The organism is Pseudomonas sp. GW821-FHT09C08, assembly GCF_059418125.1.
Window position 1 is genome coordinate 38,981 of sequence record NZ_JBWKPG010000013.1, and the last position, 14,362, is coordinate 53,342.

Genomic DNA, 14,362 nt, shown 5'->3' on the forward strand with positions numbered 1-14,362 from the left:
TCGCCCTTAGTTTCGTAGACACCTTTGAGTGTCCGCTGCTGGCCGGTTGCTGCACGTTATGAACGGCAGAAATCGGCCAATTGCAGACCTTGGATGTGTCTGGAAAACTGAGGGCGATTCACACTGCCGTTTTCCAGATATCTGTTTATAGCCAGGAGCAAAGTTCCCATGAGCGGGCTGTATGAGAAAACTGAGTCCGCTTTGCGGGCCAAAGACGGTGCGGCCTTCTGGGCTGCACTCGTCGGCGTCGACGCACAAATTACCGCGCCACTTTTGGCGAAGCTCCTGCTGGAAGACTGGCATGAAGAGCATGAAGACATCGTTTTCGAGTTGGGGTTAATCGGGGAAAACTGCGCGACGTACGCGATTACGGAAGCCGCGCAGAAAAATTTCGAGCACCTGATCAGGTGGGGCAACCTGGAAGAGTTCCAGCGCAAGTGCGCTTATGCATTAGCGCGTATTGGCTCTAGCGATTCAAAGGTAGCTTTGGAACTCATGACACAACAGCTCGACCCTGGCCTAAGCAAGTACGCTGAGGAAGGTCTAAAGCATTGGCCGATGCCGGTCAAAAAGCGGGGTTAGCGAGCCGGTTTGTTTTTTCCTGTCTAAATGACCGCTTCTGGCCGCAAGCTGACGTTGATCATACCGTGCAAGAGCAGGAAAAAGTGGACGTTAGGCACGAGCCTGTTGGAACTGACGTCGAATTGACCCAGAGGCCTATGCCATTGCCCCATCCCGTCAGTAAATATCTAGCGCTGGTAATAGTTCACAGGGTAGGATCCTGGATCAGTAAAGTTTCTGTAACAGGGCCAATCCAGCACTGGCGATAATAATCTCAGGCGATATACACGCTTTACCAGAGGTGAAGTAATGCCGTTAGATAAAGATTGGCAGCCAAGTTTTGGGACTATCTTCACGTGGTTCGCCATGGATCGACATGGGCGTATAGCTGTAATGGTGAATAACTGTTTCGGCCCTATCCCTTCGAGCTTGTTGGCTATTCCAGAGCTAGAGGAAAAACTCGACAGTATAAATGAGTTTGTGTGGGAAGAGTCGCGTGAGTTTCAAAGTTATCCAAAAAACAAGGAAGGTCGAACTCTTTTAGATATATATAGGTTTCGCAGGCACCTCAAACCCTCGTCGCGCGACGAAATGGAACGCATAGTCTTAGAGAGTTCGAACTTTTATCAAGAGCTCACGGAGTATTCACTTCCATCAATAAAAGGCTTCTATGTTTATCACGCGCTAGAAGATTACGTGTCCAGCGAAGACAATCCGATTGGTTATGAGGGAGACGCGGAAATTGGAGACTACTTTCGATATTTGATTCCAACGGTATACGCTAGCATCGAAGACTTCCCTGAAGAATTAAGGTCACTAATCGCCGTATCCGACACATTAGATTTCACAGTTGACCGAGCCATATTTAGTATGTCAATCAATCAGAGTTTTAAGCGATCTTTTAATCAACGGAAGTGAAAGATTAGCAGTTTTTAAAAAGTAGTCGTTTCATCGGCTACGCAGTGAAGCGCTCCTGGATTTGTAGACAAACGGAGTGTCAGCTATTGGCCGAAAGCCGTCATATTCTCACAGCCGCCACAGATCAGAAGCTGAAAAATCTAAAGCCTTGGTTGTAATGGCGGATCTAGCGAAGCGGAAGCTGTTTTAGGCTTCCGCTTCTCAATTACCCGTTCTTTCTTTTGAGTTGAAGATCAATGAAATCAAGCTCTGCCTTGATTGCATCAATCGTGAGCGTCTCAACTCTAGTGTCAGTGTTTGCCCTTGCGTTGAGCTTTTTCACGCCAGCCATGCCGACGATTATCCCGTTTAAATGCAGCTTTCGGGCCTTTAGGTCATCAGGCATCTGAGCGCTGTTCTGTGGTGTTTGGTTCATGGTTAGACCGATGGTAGGCCCGAAGCAACCGGCCCTCGCCGGTTGTTTCGGGGAGGGTTTAGGTTAGGCCGCCAACAGGTCAAGCAGGCTGTGTTGGTGTGAGCGTTCTGCAAGCTCTCGGAAGGTCCAGCTTCCGAAGTTTTCACCTTGCTCAGGGATGTCCAGATTCAGCAGCGCAACCGGATCACGATTAATCAGTCTGCGCGCAGCCCACAACTTGCCACCGGTCTCCAGCAGTGCTTTCGCGGCCTCATTCCATTGTTCTTCCAGCACAGTGTTCGCCAGGTGAGCCGCGTTGTTCTCGATCTTGGCGCATTCTTTTTGTGCCTCAGTGATGTGTAGATCAATCGTCACCAGCTCTTGCTCCAGTGCGTTGATGATCAGTTGTTGGCGACGGTGATGCTCAGCCGCAGCCGTGAGATTTTTTGCTGCTTTTTGAGCTTCCGCGTTAGCGGCTTTCTCGCCCTCCACGTCGCCCCAAGCGACAGCCTGTGCGTAATCAGTGGCTGCGTCCGTTTCAGCTTGTCGAGCCTTTGCCATGTCTTCCTGATCGCTCTGGCGGACTTGCTGCAATCTGGTCTCGATGCTGGTGCGCTTTGCGTTAAGCTCCATCTCGTCGGCTTTCCAGTTCGCCATGCCGCTGAGGTAGCCCGCAGCCAAGCTCTCACGGTTCGCCAGAGTCTCGAGGCGATCGATTTTTTGATTCAGGCGATAGATCTCAAGATCTCGCGAGTCGATGCGTCTTTTGTGATCGTTGATTTCATCCTGGACGGCCCTTTGACGGCCCTCCTGGATAACCTCGGGACTTTCCAATGCCGCTTCAAAAGGCGCTAGATCGCGCTGAATGCTCTCCATTTCGAGGGTCAGTGTGTCGCGGCGGTCTTTCAGTTTTGGATAGTGTTCATCTTTATTGTCTCTGGGTACTGCGGTTAATAGGGATGGTTGTCGAATGGCTGGCGAGGCCGGGAATGAGCCGGCGCTACCTCGATCAGTAGGCATGCCGTCAAGCGGCCTTGGCCTCGCCTTCATCCGTTCCGGGAACTGTCTTCACCACATAGCAGCGTTGAGGCCCTAACCCGGGCAGGCGAATCAAGCTGTACGCCCTGCCGTCGGTTCCCGGCTCGAGCACGCCCCGTTGCAGCTGCTCCTTGTTCACCGCACTGATATTCATGCCCTTGAAGATCTCGGCCCTCCAGGCTTCCGGCAGCACGTAATAGGTATTGGTGGTATGTAGGGCATATCGCATGCCGTGTTCCATCGTCTTGCGAAAGCCCAGTCGATCAATCGTGCGTGGGCCGTGTTCATCGATCTTGGCGGCGGCAGATTCCCAACGGGTGAAGCGGCTTTCTCCAAAGCGCTCGATGACCTGACGCAGCCGCGCCAAGATCTCATCGCTCCGGAAATCACCGGCGCCGCCGCGTTCGGCCGCTCATAGATGCAGGGTCCTCCGTGAGGCGCTCTTGACCGTACAATCGGGCCGGCCGGTGACGCGCTAACTCTCCTGCGGCGGTGGCTAGGTCGAAGGGAAGGGGGGTTGCAGGGCTTGCTTACTTTTAGAAGCAGGAAGGTTTTGAGTCTCGAGTTGCTCTAACGTGTGGCGAGTGATCACCGACCGCTAAGCATTTACTCAGGCGCGCAGAATGTGTGCAGGAATGCAGTCGTGGCGTGTGCCAAAAAACTCGGCTACCTGATGCGGGAGTACATCAGATTGGACGGCAGCGTCCTCAAACCATTCGGTAAATTGTGTAATTGGAGCAAGGCGAAAACTTCGCTACTGACGTTCACGACGCTCCAGGCAGCCCGCCGGAAATTTCCCGCCACAGATCCTGGCTTCCTGCTTCAACCGCTCCTGCGCTACCTTCCGTTGTGTCGCTATCAACCTAGCGACCGGACTTGAGAATCCGAGAAACAATAGGCGCATAGGCGCCACCATCCATTAGACTGTTGGCGCTTTTTATCGTCCGTAAGTCTGTGTAATGGCGGCTATGCGTGGGAGACCTTCGGGTCTGCCGGGTTCCTATTGTCCCGGTTTCTCAGCCCGCGCATAGCTGCCACCCATTCGCATGAGAAACGAACGTGGCAGCTCTCTACATTAGGAGCTTAAGCAATGATCGTTTCTGACAGGTCTTACCTTCGAAATTCCTCAACTCGCACCTCCGTCCATCTGGTAGGTGGCCAATGATCAATCCACCCCTCAACAAAACCCTTGGCGTCATCACCTTTTCTACCTGCGGCAAGCAGCCAAGTCTCCACCGCCTATTCCGCGTCAATTCCGGCGTGCCCATCCGTGATGCCTTGGAGCATGCTTCCGAGCTTCTCCATTGTTCCAAAATGCTGGCGTTGGATGCAGCGATGGAGAAGGGCGCGGATCGCTATGCCTGGGCGGCGCATTATTTGGGGGAGATGGCGAAGGCGGTGGTGGATGATTTGGCGAATGGGATGTTGCCGAATGGTGTGGAGGAGGAGGGGGAAGAGAGTCGTGTGTAGGCAGGTGGTTTGAGGCTGTTGGGGCTGGCGTTTTCGCAGGCAAGCCAGCTCCCACTGGAGACTGCATTTCAAGGTGGCGACGGCGGCGACCGGTCATTTCGCGGGTCGGCCACTTTTCTACAGACGAAAAAAAAGACCTTGAATTTCAAGGTCTTTTTTTAAGATGGTGCCCCGAGGGAGACTCGAACTCCCACTCCTTTCGAAAACGGATTTTGAATCCGCCGCGTCTACCAATTCCGCCATCAGGGCTCAATGGCGGCGAAGTATAGAGAGGTGATTACCGTTGGTCAATCACGTTTCATGGTCAATTTTGACTATTTCCGCTAGACTTCCCGGCCCTGCTAGACGAACCCCATCATGCGCGTTGCTGACTTTACTTTTGAGCTCCCTGATTCGCTGATCGCTCGCCATCCTTTGGCCGAGCGTCGCGCCAGTCGACTGCTGACCCTGGACGGGGTGAGCGGTGCCCTCGCACACCGTCAATTCACTGATTTGCTTGAGCATTTGCGCCCCGGCGATCTGATGGTGTTCAACAATACCCGGGTGATTCCGGCACGGCTGTTTGGTCAGAAAGCGTCCGGCGGCAAGCTGGAAATTCTGGTGGAGCGGGTGCTGGACAGCCACCGCGTGCTGGCCCATGTGCGCTCCAGCAAGTCGCCGAAACCGGGCTCGAGCATCCTCATCGATGGTGGTGGCGAAGCCGAGATGGTCGCGCGTCATGATGCGCTGTTCGAGCTCAAGTTCGCCGAAGAGGTGTTGCCGTTGCTGGAGCGCGTCGGCCATATGCCGTTGCCTCCTTATATAGACCGCCCCGACGAAGACTCGGACCGCGAGCGCTATCAGACGGTGTATTCCCAACGCCTCGGCGCCGTGGCTGCACCGACTGCCGGGCTGCATTTCGACCAGCCGCTGCTGGATGCGATCGCCTCCAAGGGCGTCGAGACCGCCTATGTGACCCTGCACGTGGGGGCCGGTACGTTTCAGCCGGTGCGTGTGGATAAGATCGAAGATCACCATATGCACAGCGAATGGCTGGAAGTCAGCCAGGAAGTCGTGGACGCGGTTGACGCGTGCAAGGCGCGCGGCGGGCGGGTGATTGCGGTGGGCACCACCAGCGTGCGTTCCCTGGAGAGTGCGGCGCGTGATGGCGTGCTCAAGCCGTTCAGTGGCGACACCGATATCTTCATTTACCCAGGCCGACCGTTCCATGTGGTCGATTGCCTGGTCACCAACTTCCATTTGCCGGAATCCACGCTGTTGATGCTGGTGTCGGCATTTGCCGGTTATCCCGAGACCATGGCCGCTTATCAAGCCGCCATCGACAACGGATACCGTTTTTTCAGCTACGGTGATGCGATGTTTATCACCCGTAATCCGGCGCCGCGCGGCCCAGAGGAACAACTATGAGTCGTATGTCGTTTGAACTGCTCGCCACCGACGGCAAAGCCCGTCGGGGTCGCCTGACTTTCCCGCGCGGCACCGTCGAGACCCCGGCGTTCATGCCCGTGGGTACTTACGGTACCGTCAAGGGCATGCTGCCGCGCGACATCGTCGCCACCGGCGCCGAGATCATCCTTGGCAACACCTTCCACCTGTGGCTGCGCCCGGGCACGGAAGTGATCAAGAAGCACGGCGACCTGCATGACTTCATGAAGTGGCAAGGCCCGATCCTCACCGACTCGGGTGGTTTCCAGGTGTTCAGCCTGGGCGCCATGCGCAAGATCAAGGAGGAGGGCGTGACCTTCGCCTCGCCGGTGGACGGTTCCAAGGTGTTCATGGGTCCGGAAGAGTCGATGCAGGTGCAGCGTGACCTGGGCTCCGACATCGTGATGATTTTCGACGAATGCACCCCGTACCCGGCTGATGAAGACGTCGCGCGGATTTCCATGGAGCTGTCGCTGCGTTGGGCCCAGCGCTCGAAGAATGCGCATGGCGACAACACTGCCGCGCTGTTCGGTATCGTCCAGGGCGGCATGCACGAAAGCCTGCGCAAACGCTCGCTCGAAGGCTTGGACAAGATTGGCTTTGACGGCCTGGCCATCGGCGGTTTGTCGGTGGGCGAGCCCAAGCACGAAATGATCAAGGTGCTGGATTACCTGCCGGGCCTGATGCCGGCTGACAAACCTCGTTACCTTATGGGCGTTGGCAAACCCGAGGATCTCGTAGAGGGTGTGCGCCGCGGTGTGGACATGTTCGATTGCGTGATGCCAACCCGTAATGCCCGCAATGGGCATCTGTTCATCGATACAGGCGTGCTGAAGATCCGTAACGCGTTCCATCGCCATGATGATTCGCCGCTGGATCCCACCTGTGATTGCTACACCTGCCAGAACTTCTCCCGTGCTTATCTGCACCATCTGGACAAGTGTGGGGAAATGCTGGGTAGCATGTTGAATACCATCCACAATTTGCGTCACTACCAAGTCCTGATGGCTGGTTTGCGCGAGGCTATTCAACAGGGTACATTGGCCGCCTTCGTCGATGCCTTCTATGCCAAGCGCGGGCTCCCTGTGCCGCCCTTGGACTGAGTTTTCCGACCCTAAGATTCACTATTTGCAACTGGAGTGCTAAATGAGCTTTTTTATCTCTAACGCCATGGCTGATGCCGCTGCGCCTGCCGCTGCCGGTCCTATGGGCGGTGGTTTCGAGTGGATTTTCCTGGTCGGCTTCCTGGTCATCTTCTACCTGATGATCTGGCGTCCACAGGCCAAGCGCGCCAAAGAGCAGAAGAACCTGCTCGGCAGCCTGCAGAAAGGTGACGAAGTTGTGACCACCGGCGGCATCGCTGGCAAGATCACCAAGGTTTCCGACGCTTTCGTGGTTCTGGAAGTCTCCGACACCGTAGAAATGAAGTTCCAGAAGGGCGCCATCGCCGCCACGCTGCCTAAAGGCACGCTCAAAGCGATCTGAGTAACAACCTTTACCAATCGACGGGGCGCGCAAGGCGCCCCGCGTTATAAGCGGGCGGCGTGATGCTGAACAAATACCCTCTGTGGAAATACGTACTGATCCTGGCGGTGCTGGCGATCGGTTTTATTTATTCCGCTCCCAATCTCTATCCTGATGACCCGGCGATCCAGATCACTGGCGCCAGCACTTCGCTGCAAGTCAATCAGGCTGACCTGGAACGCGCGAGCAAGGCACTGACCGACGCTGGCATCCAGGTTAAAGCGGCAACGTTGGCGGCTGATGCGAAGGGCGGCTTGCTGCGCCTGACCAAGGCAGAAGACCAATTGCCGGCCAAAGACGTTGTGCGCAAGGTCATGGGTGATGACTACGTCGTCGCGCTCAACCTGGCACAGACCACGCCGACCTGGTTGCGCAAGATCGGCGCGCACCCGATGAAGCTGGGCCTGGACTTGTCCGGTGGCGTGCACTTCCTGCTGGAAGTCGACATGGACAAAGCCCTCGACGCTCGCCTGAAAGTCTACGAAGGCGACGTGAAGAGCCTGCTGCGCAAAGAGAAGTTGCGTTATCGCAGCCTGCCGCAGCTCAACGGTGCCATCCAGCTGGGCTTCTCTGACGAAGCTTCGCGCGAACAGGCCCGTGCGCTGATCCGCAAGAATTTCAACGATTTCGACATCGTGCCGGCTGACCTCAATGGCCAGGCTGTACTGCGTCTGGCGATGACCCCAGCCAAGCTGGCGGAAATCCGCGAATACTCCATCAAGCAGAACTTGACCACGGTACGTAACCGCGTCAACGAGCTGGGTGTGGCCGAGCCGATCGTTCAGCGCCAGGGTGCCAATCGCATCGTGGTTGAGCTGCCGGGCGTGCAGGACACTGCTGAAGCCAAGCGTATCCTGGGCAAGACTGCCAACTTGGAATTCCGTCTGGCGGCTGAGCCGGGTGCTACCCGCGCGACTGCCGAAGAGTTCGAGTTCCGCGAAGGCAACCGTCCTCCAGCGCTGATCGAGCGTGGCTTGATCATTACCGGTGACCAGGTGACTGACGCCAAGGCCGGTTTCGGCGAGCACGGTACCCCTGAAGTGAACATCCGCCTGGATGGCCACGGCGGCGAACTGATGAGCCGCGCCACGCGCAGCAACGTCGGTCGCAGCATGGCGGTGATCTTCATCGAGCAACGCCCGGTGACCACCTACACCAAGCAGATCGTCAACGGCGTCGAGAAAGACGTGCCGGTACAGACCTTCAAGGAAGAGAAGAAGATCATCAGCCTGGCGACCATCCAGTCGCCGCTGGGGGCTCAATTCCGTATCACTGGCCTGAACGGCCAGGGTGAGTCCTCGGAGCTGGCCCTGTTGCTGCGTGCCGGTGGCCTGGCTGCACCGATGTACTTCGCTGAAGAACGTACCATCGGCCCGAGCCTGGGTGCCGACAACATCACCAAGGGTATCGACGCGGCCTTGTGGGGCATGCTGTTCGTGTCGCTGTTCATCATCGCCATCTACCGCTTCTTCGGCATCATCGCCACCGTGGCCCTGGCGGGCAACATGGTGATGCTGCTGGCCCTGATGTCGCTGCTGGGCGCTACACTGACCCTGCCAGGTATCGCCGGTATCGTACTCACCATGGGTATGGCGGTAGACGCCAACGTGCTGATCTTCTCGCGGATCCGTGAAGAGATCGCCGCCGGCATGACCGTGCAGCGTGCAATCAACGAAGGCTTCGGCCGGGCATTTACCGCGATTCTCGACTCCAACTTGACCACTTTGCTGGTCGGCGGGATTCTCTTTGCCATGGGCACCGGCCCGGTCAAAGGCTTTGCGGTGACCATGTCCCTCGGTATCTTTACCTCGATGTTCACGGCCATCATGGTGACCCGCGCAATGGTCAACCTGATCTTTGGCGGGCGTGACTTCAAGAAGTTGTGGATTTAAGGGGCTGCCATGTTACGTACAATCAACTTCATGGGCGTTCGCAACGTTGCGTTCGGCGTCACCGTGCTCCTTACCGTTCTGGCGTTGTTCAGCTGGTTCCATAAGGGCCTGAACTACGGTCTGGACTTCACCGGCGGTACGCTCATCGAGCTGACCTACGAGAAGCCGGCCGACGTCACCTTGGTGCGCAACGAGCTGGTCAAGGCCGGCTATCACGAAGCCATCGTGCAGAGCTTCGGTGCCACCACCGACCTGCTGGTGCGTATGCCGGGCGAAGACCCGCAACTGGGTCACCAGGTCGCCGAAGCCTTGCAGAAGGTTGGCGGTGACAACCCGGCATCGGTCAAGCGCGTCGAGTTCGTCGGCCCGCAGGTCGGTGAAGAGCTGCGCGACCAGGGCGGCCTCGGCATGCTGATGGCGCTGGTCGGCATCATGATCTACCTGGCATTCCGCTTTCAGTGGAAATTCGGTGTCGGCGCGATTGTGTCGCTGATCCACGACGTGATCGTGACCGTGGGCATCCTCGCGTACTTCCAGATCACCTTCGACCTGACCGTGCTCGCGGCGGTGCTGGCGATCATTGGTTACTCCCTCAACGACACCATCGTGGTATTCGACCGGGTTCGTGAGAACTTCCGGGTACTGCGCAAGGCGTCGTTGATCGAGAACATCAACATTTCCACCACCCAGACCCTGTTGCGGACCATGGCGACGTCGATCTCCACCTTGCTGGCGATCGCGGCACTGATGATCTTCGGCGGCGACAACCTGTGGGGCTTCTCCCTGGCGCTGTTCATCGGCGTTCTGGCGGGTACCTACTCGTCGATCTACATCGCCAACGTGGTGCTGATCTGGCTGAACCTCAACAGCGAAGACCTGATCCCTCCTGCTGCGACTGGCAAGGAGGTCGACGACCGCCCTTGATGGGCGCTTGTTGATCTGCTGTTACAAAGAAGGCACGAGTATTGAACTCGTGCCTTTTTTTTTGCTCCAAGGCTGGGTATAGCGCGGATCTTTCGGTCCGTTTGTGATGGTCAGGAGGTTCACGTGAACAAGTCGTTGCTGGTTGGTGCGGTATTGGGTGCTGTCGGTGTGACTGCCGGGGGTGCTGTTGCCACCTACAGCCTGGTGAAAAGCGGCCCTGAGTATGCGCAAGTGCTGGCGGTGCAGCCGGTAAAAACCCAGATCAAAACCCCGCGCGAGGTCTGCAAGGACGTCGCAGTGACCCGGCAAAAGCCGGTTCAGGATCAACATCAGATCGTCGGCACAGTAGTCGGCGCACTGGCTGGTGGCCTGTTGGGCAACCAGGTCGGTGGTGGTAATGGCAAGAAGCTGGCTACTGTAGCCGGCGCGGTCGGTGGCGGTTACGCCGGTAACAAGGTTCAGGAAGGCATGCAGAACCGCGATACCTACACCACCACCCAAACCCGTTGTAACACCGTCAATGACATCAGCGACAAGGTGGTCGGTTATGACGTGCGTTACAACCTGGATGGCAAGGAAGGATCTGTGCGCATGGACCGTGATCCGGGTGGCCAGATTCCAGTCGATAAAGAAGGTCGGCTGATCCTGGGTCAGAACCAGCAGTAATTGATAAGCCTGGCACTGGTCCAGATGTAGGCGCTGGCTTGCCTGCGATTGCGCTGGGTCGGCAGCTGATTAGCTGGCTGACCGCAATCGCAGGCAAGCCAGCGCCTACATTGGATTGTGGTTGAGTCAGTGGTACTGGGTTTGCCCCCAAATCCCAGGCATAAAAAAAGCACCCCTCGGGGTGCTTTTTTTGTGCTCGCTCGCTTAGCGTTTCAGCGAAGCCGGCAGGTGCGGCTGGATCGCCGTCAGTACTGCCTTGAAGCATTTGGTGTTGCCGGCAACCACGTGGCCTTTCTCAAGGAAGTCGTGACCGCCGGTAAAGTCGCTCACCAGGCCGCCTGCTTCCTGGATCAGCAGGGCGCCTGCAGCCATGTCCCACTCGGACAGGCCCGATTCCCAGAACGCATCAAAACGACCTGCGGCCACATAGGCCAGGTCCAGGCTGGCGGCACCGGCGCGGCGGATGCCAGCGGTCTGGCCAACCAGGGCGCGGAACATGCCCAGGTAGTTTTCCAGGTTGTCCATCTGGTCGTCACGGAACGGGAAGCCGGTGCCGAGCAGGGCGCCGTCCAGGCTGGTACGGCCGCTGACACGCAGGCGACGACCATTCAGCTGGGCGCCACGGCCACGGCTGGCGGTGAATTCTTCCTGGCGAACCGGATCGAGTACGACGGCGTGTTCCAGGCGGCCACGGTATTTGCAGGCAATGCTCACCGCAAAGTGTGGGATGCCGCGCAGGAAGTTGGTGGTGCCATCCAGTGGGTCGATGATCCACAGGTAGTCTTCGCCTTCGCCGCTACCTTTGTGCAGGCCGGTTTCTTCACCGAGGATGCCGTGGGTAGGGTAGGCCTTGCGCAGGGCGTCGATGATTTTCTGTTCGGCGGCACGATCCACCTCGGATACATAATCCTTGGCGTCTTTTTCGTCGACCTTGATGGTATCCAGGCGCTCGATGGAGCGGAAGATCAATTCACTGGCGCTGCGGGCGGCGCGCAGCGCGATATTCAGCATGGGCTGCATGGATGTGTCACCTAAGGTTGTTAAAGAAAGCCGGGCATTCTAGCAGAAACTTTCTTCAGGTGAAGGACGACGTTAGCTTTCATGGCATAACCTTAGGCTGTTCTGTAAGATTTGCTCCCCTTTCCCGTGTCCGAGAGCGCCTCCCTTGCTGCAAAACATTCGTGTCGTCTTGGTCAATACCAGTCATCCCGGCAACATCGGCGGGGTGGCGCGAGCCATGAAAAACATGGGGCTGACGCGCCTGGTGCTGGTCGAACCGCGCGTGTTCCCCCATCACGAGGCTGATGCCCGTGCGTCCGGCGCCAATGACATCCTCGAAAAGGCCCAGGTCGTCGCCACCTTGGAAGACGCCCTGGTCGGTTGCAACCTGGTGCTCGGCACCAGTGCTCGCGATCGCCGCATTCCCTGGCCGCTGCTGGATCCGCGCGAGTGCGGGACCAAGGTCGTGGAAGAGGCGGCTGGCGGCGCTGAGATCGCGCTGGTGTTTGGCCGTGAAGACTCCGGCCTCACCAATGAAGAGCTGCAGCGATGTCATTACCACGTGCACATTCCATCAGACCCTGAGTTCAGCTCGCTGAACCTCGGGGCAGCGGTGCAGGTGTTGAGTTATGAAGTGCGCATGGCCTGGCTGGCCGCAGAAGGGCAGCCGAGCAAGGTCGAGAAGGACGAAGTGGCGTCGACCAAGAGTGGCGAGTTGGCCACCATGGACGAGCTGGAGCGATTCTATGAACACCTGGAGCAAACCCTGGTGGCCATTGAGTTCCTCGATCCGGAAAAACCACGGCACTTGATGGCGCGCCTGCGTCGGTTGTACGGACGCAGCTCGGTCAGCCGGGCGGAAATGAATATATTGCGTGGCATCCTCACGGAAACCCAGAAAGCGGCCCGTGGCGAGCTTCTTAAGCGGAAGGATTAAAAATGTTCGAGCGTTTGCGAGAAGATATCCAGAGTGTTTTCCACCGTGACCCGGCGGCGCGCAACGCCTTTGAAGTGCTGACGTGCTACCCGGGCATGCATGCAATCTGGATCCATCGCCTGTCCGGCGCCCTGTGGGGCATGGGCTGGAAATGGCTGGCGCGGCTGGTGTCGAACTTCGGTCGCTGGCTGACCGGGATCGAAATCCACCCGGGGGCCAAGGTCGGGCGTCGCTTCTTTATCGACCATGGCATGGGCATTGTGATCGGCGAGACGGCTGAAATTGGGGATGACGTAACCCTCTACCAGGGCGTGACCCTCGGCGGTACCAGCTGGAACAAAGGCAAGCGCCACCCAACCCTCGAAGACGGCGTGGTGGTCGGGGCGGGTGCCAAGGTGCTGGGCCCGTTCACGGTCGGCGCGGGCGCCAAGGTCGGCTCCAATGCGGTGGTGACCAAGGCGGTACCGGCCGGTGCGACCGTGGTCGGCATTCCAGGGCGGATCATCGTCAAGCCGGAAGTCGGCGATGAGCAGGAAGCCAAGCGCAAGGCCATGGCCGAGAAGATCGGCTTCGATGCCTACGGCGTCAGCGAAGACATGCCGGACCCGGTGGCGCGCGCCATCGGCCAACTGCTCGATCATCTGCAGGCAGTAGATGGCAAGCTGGAGGGCATGTGCGGTGCGCTGAAGGATCTGGGCAGCCCTTACTGTGCGAAAGATCTGCCTGAGTTGCGCGAAGAAGACTTCGCCGAGATCAAGGACGAAGCATCAGCCACCAAGGCAGGCTAGATATTACGGTTGATAGAAATCTCCTGTGGGAGCTGGCTTGCCGGTGATCGCGGTCTGCCAGCTACCCCTTGAGCTGCTGATCCACCGCCAATCGCAGGCAAGCCAGCTTCCACATTTGATCTCCATTGGTCATGAGATCGGGCGTTGACCTTGTTCCTGCTGGTCGTCCCCACCCCATCCTGCTATGATTCGCGCGCCCTTTTTACGGGTAATCCTGACTAAAGTACTAGGTCTTATAGTTGACTTAAATACTCGGGAATCGCATACTTGCTCCCATTCTGAAACACCTTGGTACTTGTCCATGAGACTGACTACAAAAGGCCGATACGCGGTGACCGCCATGCTTGACCTGGCCTTGCACGCGCAAACTGGGCCGGTGTCCCTGGCCGATATCTCCGAGCGCCAAGGCATTTCCCTGTCCTACCTCGAGCAACTGTTCGCCAAGTTGCGCCGCAGCAACCTGGTTTCCAGCGTGCGTGGGCCGGGCGGCGGCTATCAACTGTCCCGCGACATGCAGGGCATCCAGGTAGCCCAGGTCATCGACGCGGTGAACGAATCCGTCGATGCAACCAAATGCCAGGGTCTGGGTGACTGCCACGCCGGCGACACCTGCCTGACGCACCACCTGTGGTGCGACTTGAGCCTGCAGATCCATGAGTTTTTGAGTGGTATCAGCTTGGCTGATCTTGTGACTCGCCGTGAGGTGCAAGAAGTAGCCCAGCGTCAGGACCAGCGCCGTTGCAACACCAAGGCGCCGCGTCTGGACAAGATTGAAGCGTCCGCCGTCGAGTGACAGCCGAAGAGCTAACGGCACGCCAGCCAGCCT

At 57.7% G+C, this 14,362-nt stretch carries 15 protein-coding genes, 1 tRNA gene and 1 pseudogene; 12 read left to right on the top strand and 5 right to left on the bottom strand.

What is annotated here, in order from left to right:
* The first annotated feature begins 168 nt into the window (after nucleotides 1-168).
* Together AC07OJ_RS28315 and AC07OJ_RS28320 are read left to right on the top strand one after the other, a co-directional pair.
* Nucleotides 169-582 (top strand): hypothetical protein, encoded by a 414-nt coding sequence (locus AC07OJ_RS28315; protein WP_034104958.1) that lies wholly within the window; start codon nucleotides 169-171, stop codon nucleotides 580-582.
* 288 nt (nucleotides 583-870) lie between these two features.
* Nucleotides 871-1,479 carry a hypothetical protein gene (locus AC07OJ_RS28320; RefSeq protein ID WP_495095657.1) on the top strand — a complete coding sequence of 203 codons (609 nt, stop codon included), beginning with the start codon at nucleotides 871-873 and terminating at the stop codon, nucleotides 1,477-1,479.
* A gap of 205 nt (nucleotides 1,480-1,684) precedes the next feature.
* Here the strand turns inward: AC07OJ_RS28320 and AC07OJ_RS28325 are convergent, their stop codons facing one another.
* The 3 genes and pseudogenes from AC07OJ_RS28325 to AC07OJ_RS28335 all read right to left on the bottom strand — a co-directional run.
* A complete protein-coding gene (locus AC07OJ_RS28325) occupies nucleotides 1,685-1,894 on the bottom strand; it encodes a hypothetical protein (protein ID WP_495095658.1) in 210 nt (69 codons plus the stop codon).
* 63 nt (nucleotides 1,895-1,957) lie between these two features.
* Nucleotides 1,958-2,893: a chromosome segregation protein SMC gene (locus AC07OJ_RS28330; RefSeq protein ID WP_495095659.1), complete on the bottom strand. Its 936-nt coding sequence runs from the start codon at nucleotides 2,891-2,893 to the stop codon at nucleotides 1,958-1,960.
* A 4-nt stretch (nucleotides 2,894-2,897) separates the two neighbouring features.
* Nucleotides 2,898-3,623 (bottom strand): annotated as a pseudogene (locus AC07OJ_RS28335) (DUF927 domain-containing protein); the annotation flags it as partial.
* Between the two features lie 449 nt (nucleotides 3,624-4,072).
* On the opposite strand from AC07OJ_RS28335, the gene AC07OJ_RS28340 reads away from it, so the two are divergent.
* Nucleotides 4,073-4,381 carry a DUF3077 domain-containing protein gene (locus AC07OJ_RS28340; protein ID WP_495095660.1) on the top strand — a complete coding sequence of 103 codons (309 nt, stop codon included), beginning with the start codon at nucleotides 4,073-4,075 and terminating at the stop codon, nucleotides 4,379-4,381.
* 164 nt (nucleotides 4,382-4,545) lie between these two features.
* Here the strand turns inward: AC07OJ_RS28340 and AC07OJ_RS28345 are convergent.
* Nucleotides 4,546-4,630: transfer RNA gene (locus AC07OJ_RS28345), tRNA-Leu, on the bottom strand.
* Nucleotides 4,631-4,738: 108 nt separating this feature from the next.
* On the opposite strand from AC07OJ_RS28345, the gene queA reads away from it, so the two are divergent.
* The 6 genes from queA to AC07OJ_RS28375 all read left to right on the top strand — a co-directional run bounded on the left by queA (nucleotide 4,739) and on the right by AC07OJ_RS28375 (nucleotide 10,812).
* Nucleotides 4,739-5,788, top strand: a complete 1,050-nt coding sequence (queA, locus tag AC07OJ_RS28350) for a tRNA preQ1(34) S-adenosylmethionine ribosyltransferase-isomerase QueA (protein WP_495095661.1) — start codon at nucleotides 4,739-4,741, stop codon at nucleotides 5,786-5,788.
* Between the two features lie 5 nt (nucleotides 5,789-5,793).
* On the top strand, nucleotides 5,794-6,909 hold the full coding sequence (gene tgt / locus AC07OJ_RS28355) for a tRNA guanosine(34) transglycosylase Tgt (protein WP_003175976.1): 1,116 nt from the start codon (nucleotides 5,794-5,796) through the stop codon (nucleotides 6,907-6,909).
* Between the two features lie 43 nt (nucleotides 6,910-6,952).
* On the top strand, nucleotides 6,953-7,291 hold the full coding sequence (gene yajC, locus AC07OJ_RS28360; protein WP_003175975.1) for a preprotein translocase subunit YajC: 339 nt from the start codon (nucleotides 6,953-6,955) through the stop codon (nucleotides 7,289-7,291).
* Nucleotides 7,292-7,353: 62 nt separating this feature from the next.
* A complete protein-coding gene (gene secD / locus AC07OJ_RS28365) occupies nucleotides 7,354-9,222 on the top strand; it encodes a protein translocase subunit SecD (protein ID WP_106802682.1) in 1,869 nt (622 codons plus the stop codon).
* A 9-nt stretch (nucleotides 9,223-9,231) separates the two neighbouring features.
* Nucleotides 9,232-10,146, top strand: coding sequence for a protein translocase subunit SecF (gene secF, locus AC07OJ_RS28370; protein ID WP_120449815.1), 915 nt, complete (start codon nucleotides 9,232-9,234; stop codon nucleotides 10,144-10,146).
* A 123-nt stretch (nucleotides 10,147-10,269) separates the two neighbouring features.
* Entirely contained in the window at nucleotides 10,270-10,812 is a 543-nt protein-coding gene (locus AC07OJ_RS28375; RefSeq protein WP_065908615.1) for a glycine zipper 2TM domain-containing protein, read from the top strand.
* A 204-nt stretch (nucleotides 10,813-11,016) separates the two neighbouring features.
* Here the strand turns inward: AC07OJ_RS28375 and suhB are convergent, their stop codons facing one another.
* Nucleotides 11,017-11,832, bottom strand: a complete 816-nt coding sequence (gene suhB, locus AC07OJ_RS28380) for a type III secretion system regulator SuhB (RefSeq protein WP_003175971.1) — start codon at nucleotides 11,830-11,832, stop codon at nucleotides 11,017-11,019.
* Nucleotides 11,833-11,977: 145 nt separating this feature from the next.
* On the opposite strand from suhB, the gene trmJ reads away from it, so the two are divergent.
* The 3 genes from trmJ to iscR all read left to right on the top strand — a co-directional run bounded on the left by trmJ (nucleotide 11,978) and on the right by iscR (nucleotide 14,329).
* Nucleotides 11,978-12,748 (top strand): tRNA (cytosine(32)/uridine(32)-2'-O)-methyltransferase TrmJ, encoded by a 771-nt coding sequence (gene trmJ, locus AC07OJ_RS28385; protein WP_003210307.1) that lies wholly within the window; start codon nucleotides 11,978-11,980, stop codon nucleotides 12,746-12,748.
* Between the two features lie 2 nt (nucleotides 12,749-12,750).
* Nucleotides 12,751-13,536 carry a serine O-acetyltransferase gene (gene cysE / locus AC07OJ_RS28390; RefSeq protein ID WP_065908617.1) on the top strand — a complete coding sequence of 262 codons (786 nt, stop codon included), beginning with the start codon at nucleotides 12,751-12,753 and terminating at the stop codon, nucleotides 13,534-13,536.
* A 301-nt stretch (nucleotides 13,537-13,837) separates the two neighbouring features.
* Nucleotides 13,838-14,329 (top strand): Fe-S cluster assembly transcriptional regulator IscR, encoded by a 492-nt coding sequence (gene iscR, locus AC07OJ_RS28395; RefSeq protein WP_003194020.1) that lies wholly within the window; start codon nucleotides 13,838-13,840, stop codon nucleotides 14,327-14,329.
* The last annotated feature ends 33 nt before the right edge of the window (nucleotides 14,330-14,362 follow it).

What these genes read in the sequence shown, in the direction of transcription:
- AC07OJ_RS28315 (WP_034104958.1), top strand. Translation starts at nt 169, where the DNA reads ATGAGCGGGCTGTATGAGAAAACTGAGTCCGCTTTGCGGGCCAAAGAC.
- AC07OJ_RS28320 (WP_495095657.1), top strand. Translation starts at nt 871, where the DNA reads ATGCCGTTAGATAAAGATTGGCAGCCAAGTTTTGGGACTATCTTCACG.
- AC07OJ_RS28325 (WP_495095658.1), bottom strand. Translation starts at nt 1,894, where the DNA reads ATGAACCAAACACCACAGAACAGCGCTCAGATGCCTGATGACCTAAAG.
- AC07OJ_RS28330 (WP_495095659.1), bottom strand. Translation starts at nt 2,893, where the DNA reads ATGCCTACTGATCGAGGTAGCGCCGGCTCATTCCCGGCCTCGCCAGCC.
- AC07OJ_RS28340 (WP_495095660.1), top strand. Translation starts at nt 4,073, where the DNA reads ATGATCAATCCACCCCTCAACAAAACCCTTGGCGTCATCACCTTTTCT.
- queA (WP_495095661.1), top strand. Translation starts at nt 4,739, where the DNA reads ATGCGCGTTGCTGACTTTACTTTTGAGCTCCCTGATTCGCTGATCGCT.
- tgt (WP_003175976.1), top strand. Translation starts at nt 5,794, where the DNA reads ATGTCGTTTGAACTGCTCGCCACCGACGGCAAAGCCCGTCGGGGTCGC.
- yajC (WP_003175975.1), top strand. Translation starts at nt 6,953, where the DNA reads ATGAGCTTTTTTATCTCTAACGCCATGGCTGATGCCGCTGCGCCTGCC.
- secD (WP_106802682.1), top strand. Translation starts at nt 7,354, where the DNA reads ATGCTGAACAAATACCCTCTGTGGAAATACGTACTGATCCTGGCGGTG.
- secF (WP_120449815.1), top strand. Translation starts at nt 9,232, where the DNA reads ATGTTACGTACAATCAACTTCATGGGCGTTCGCAACGTTGCGTTCGGC.
- suhB (WP_003175971.1), bottom strand. Translation starts at nt 11,832, where the DNA reads ATGCAGCCCATGCTGAATATCGCGCTGCGCGCCGCCCGCAGCGCCAGT.
- cysE (WP_065908617.1), top strand. Translation starts at nt 12,751, where the DNA reads ATGTTCGAGCGTTTGCGAGAAGATATCCAGAGTGTTTTCCACCGTGAC.
- iscR (WP_003194020.1), top strand. Translation starts at nt 13,838, where the DNA reads ATGAGACTGACTACAAAAGGCCGATACGCGGTGACCGCCATGCTTGAC.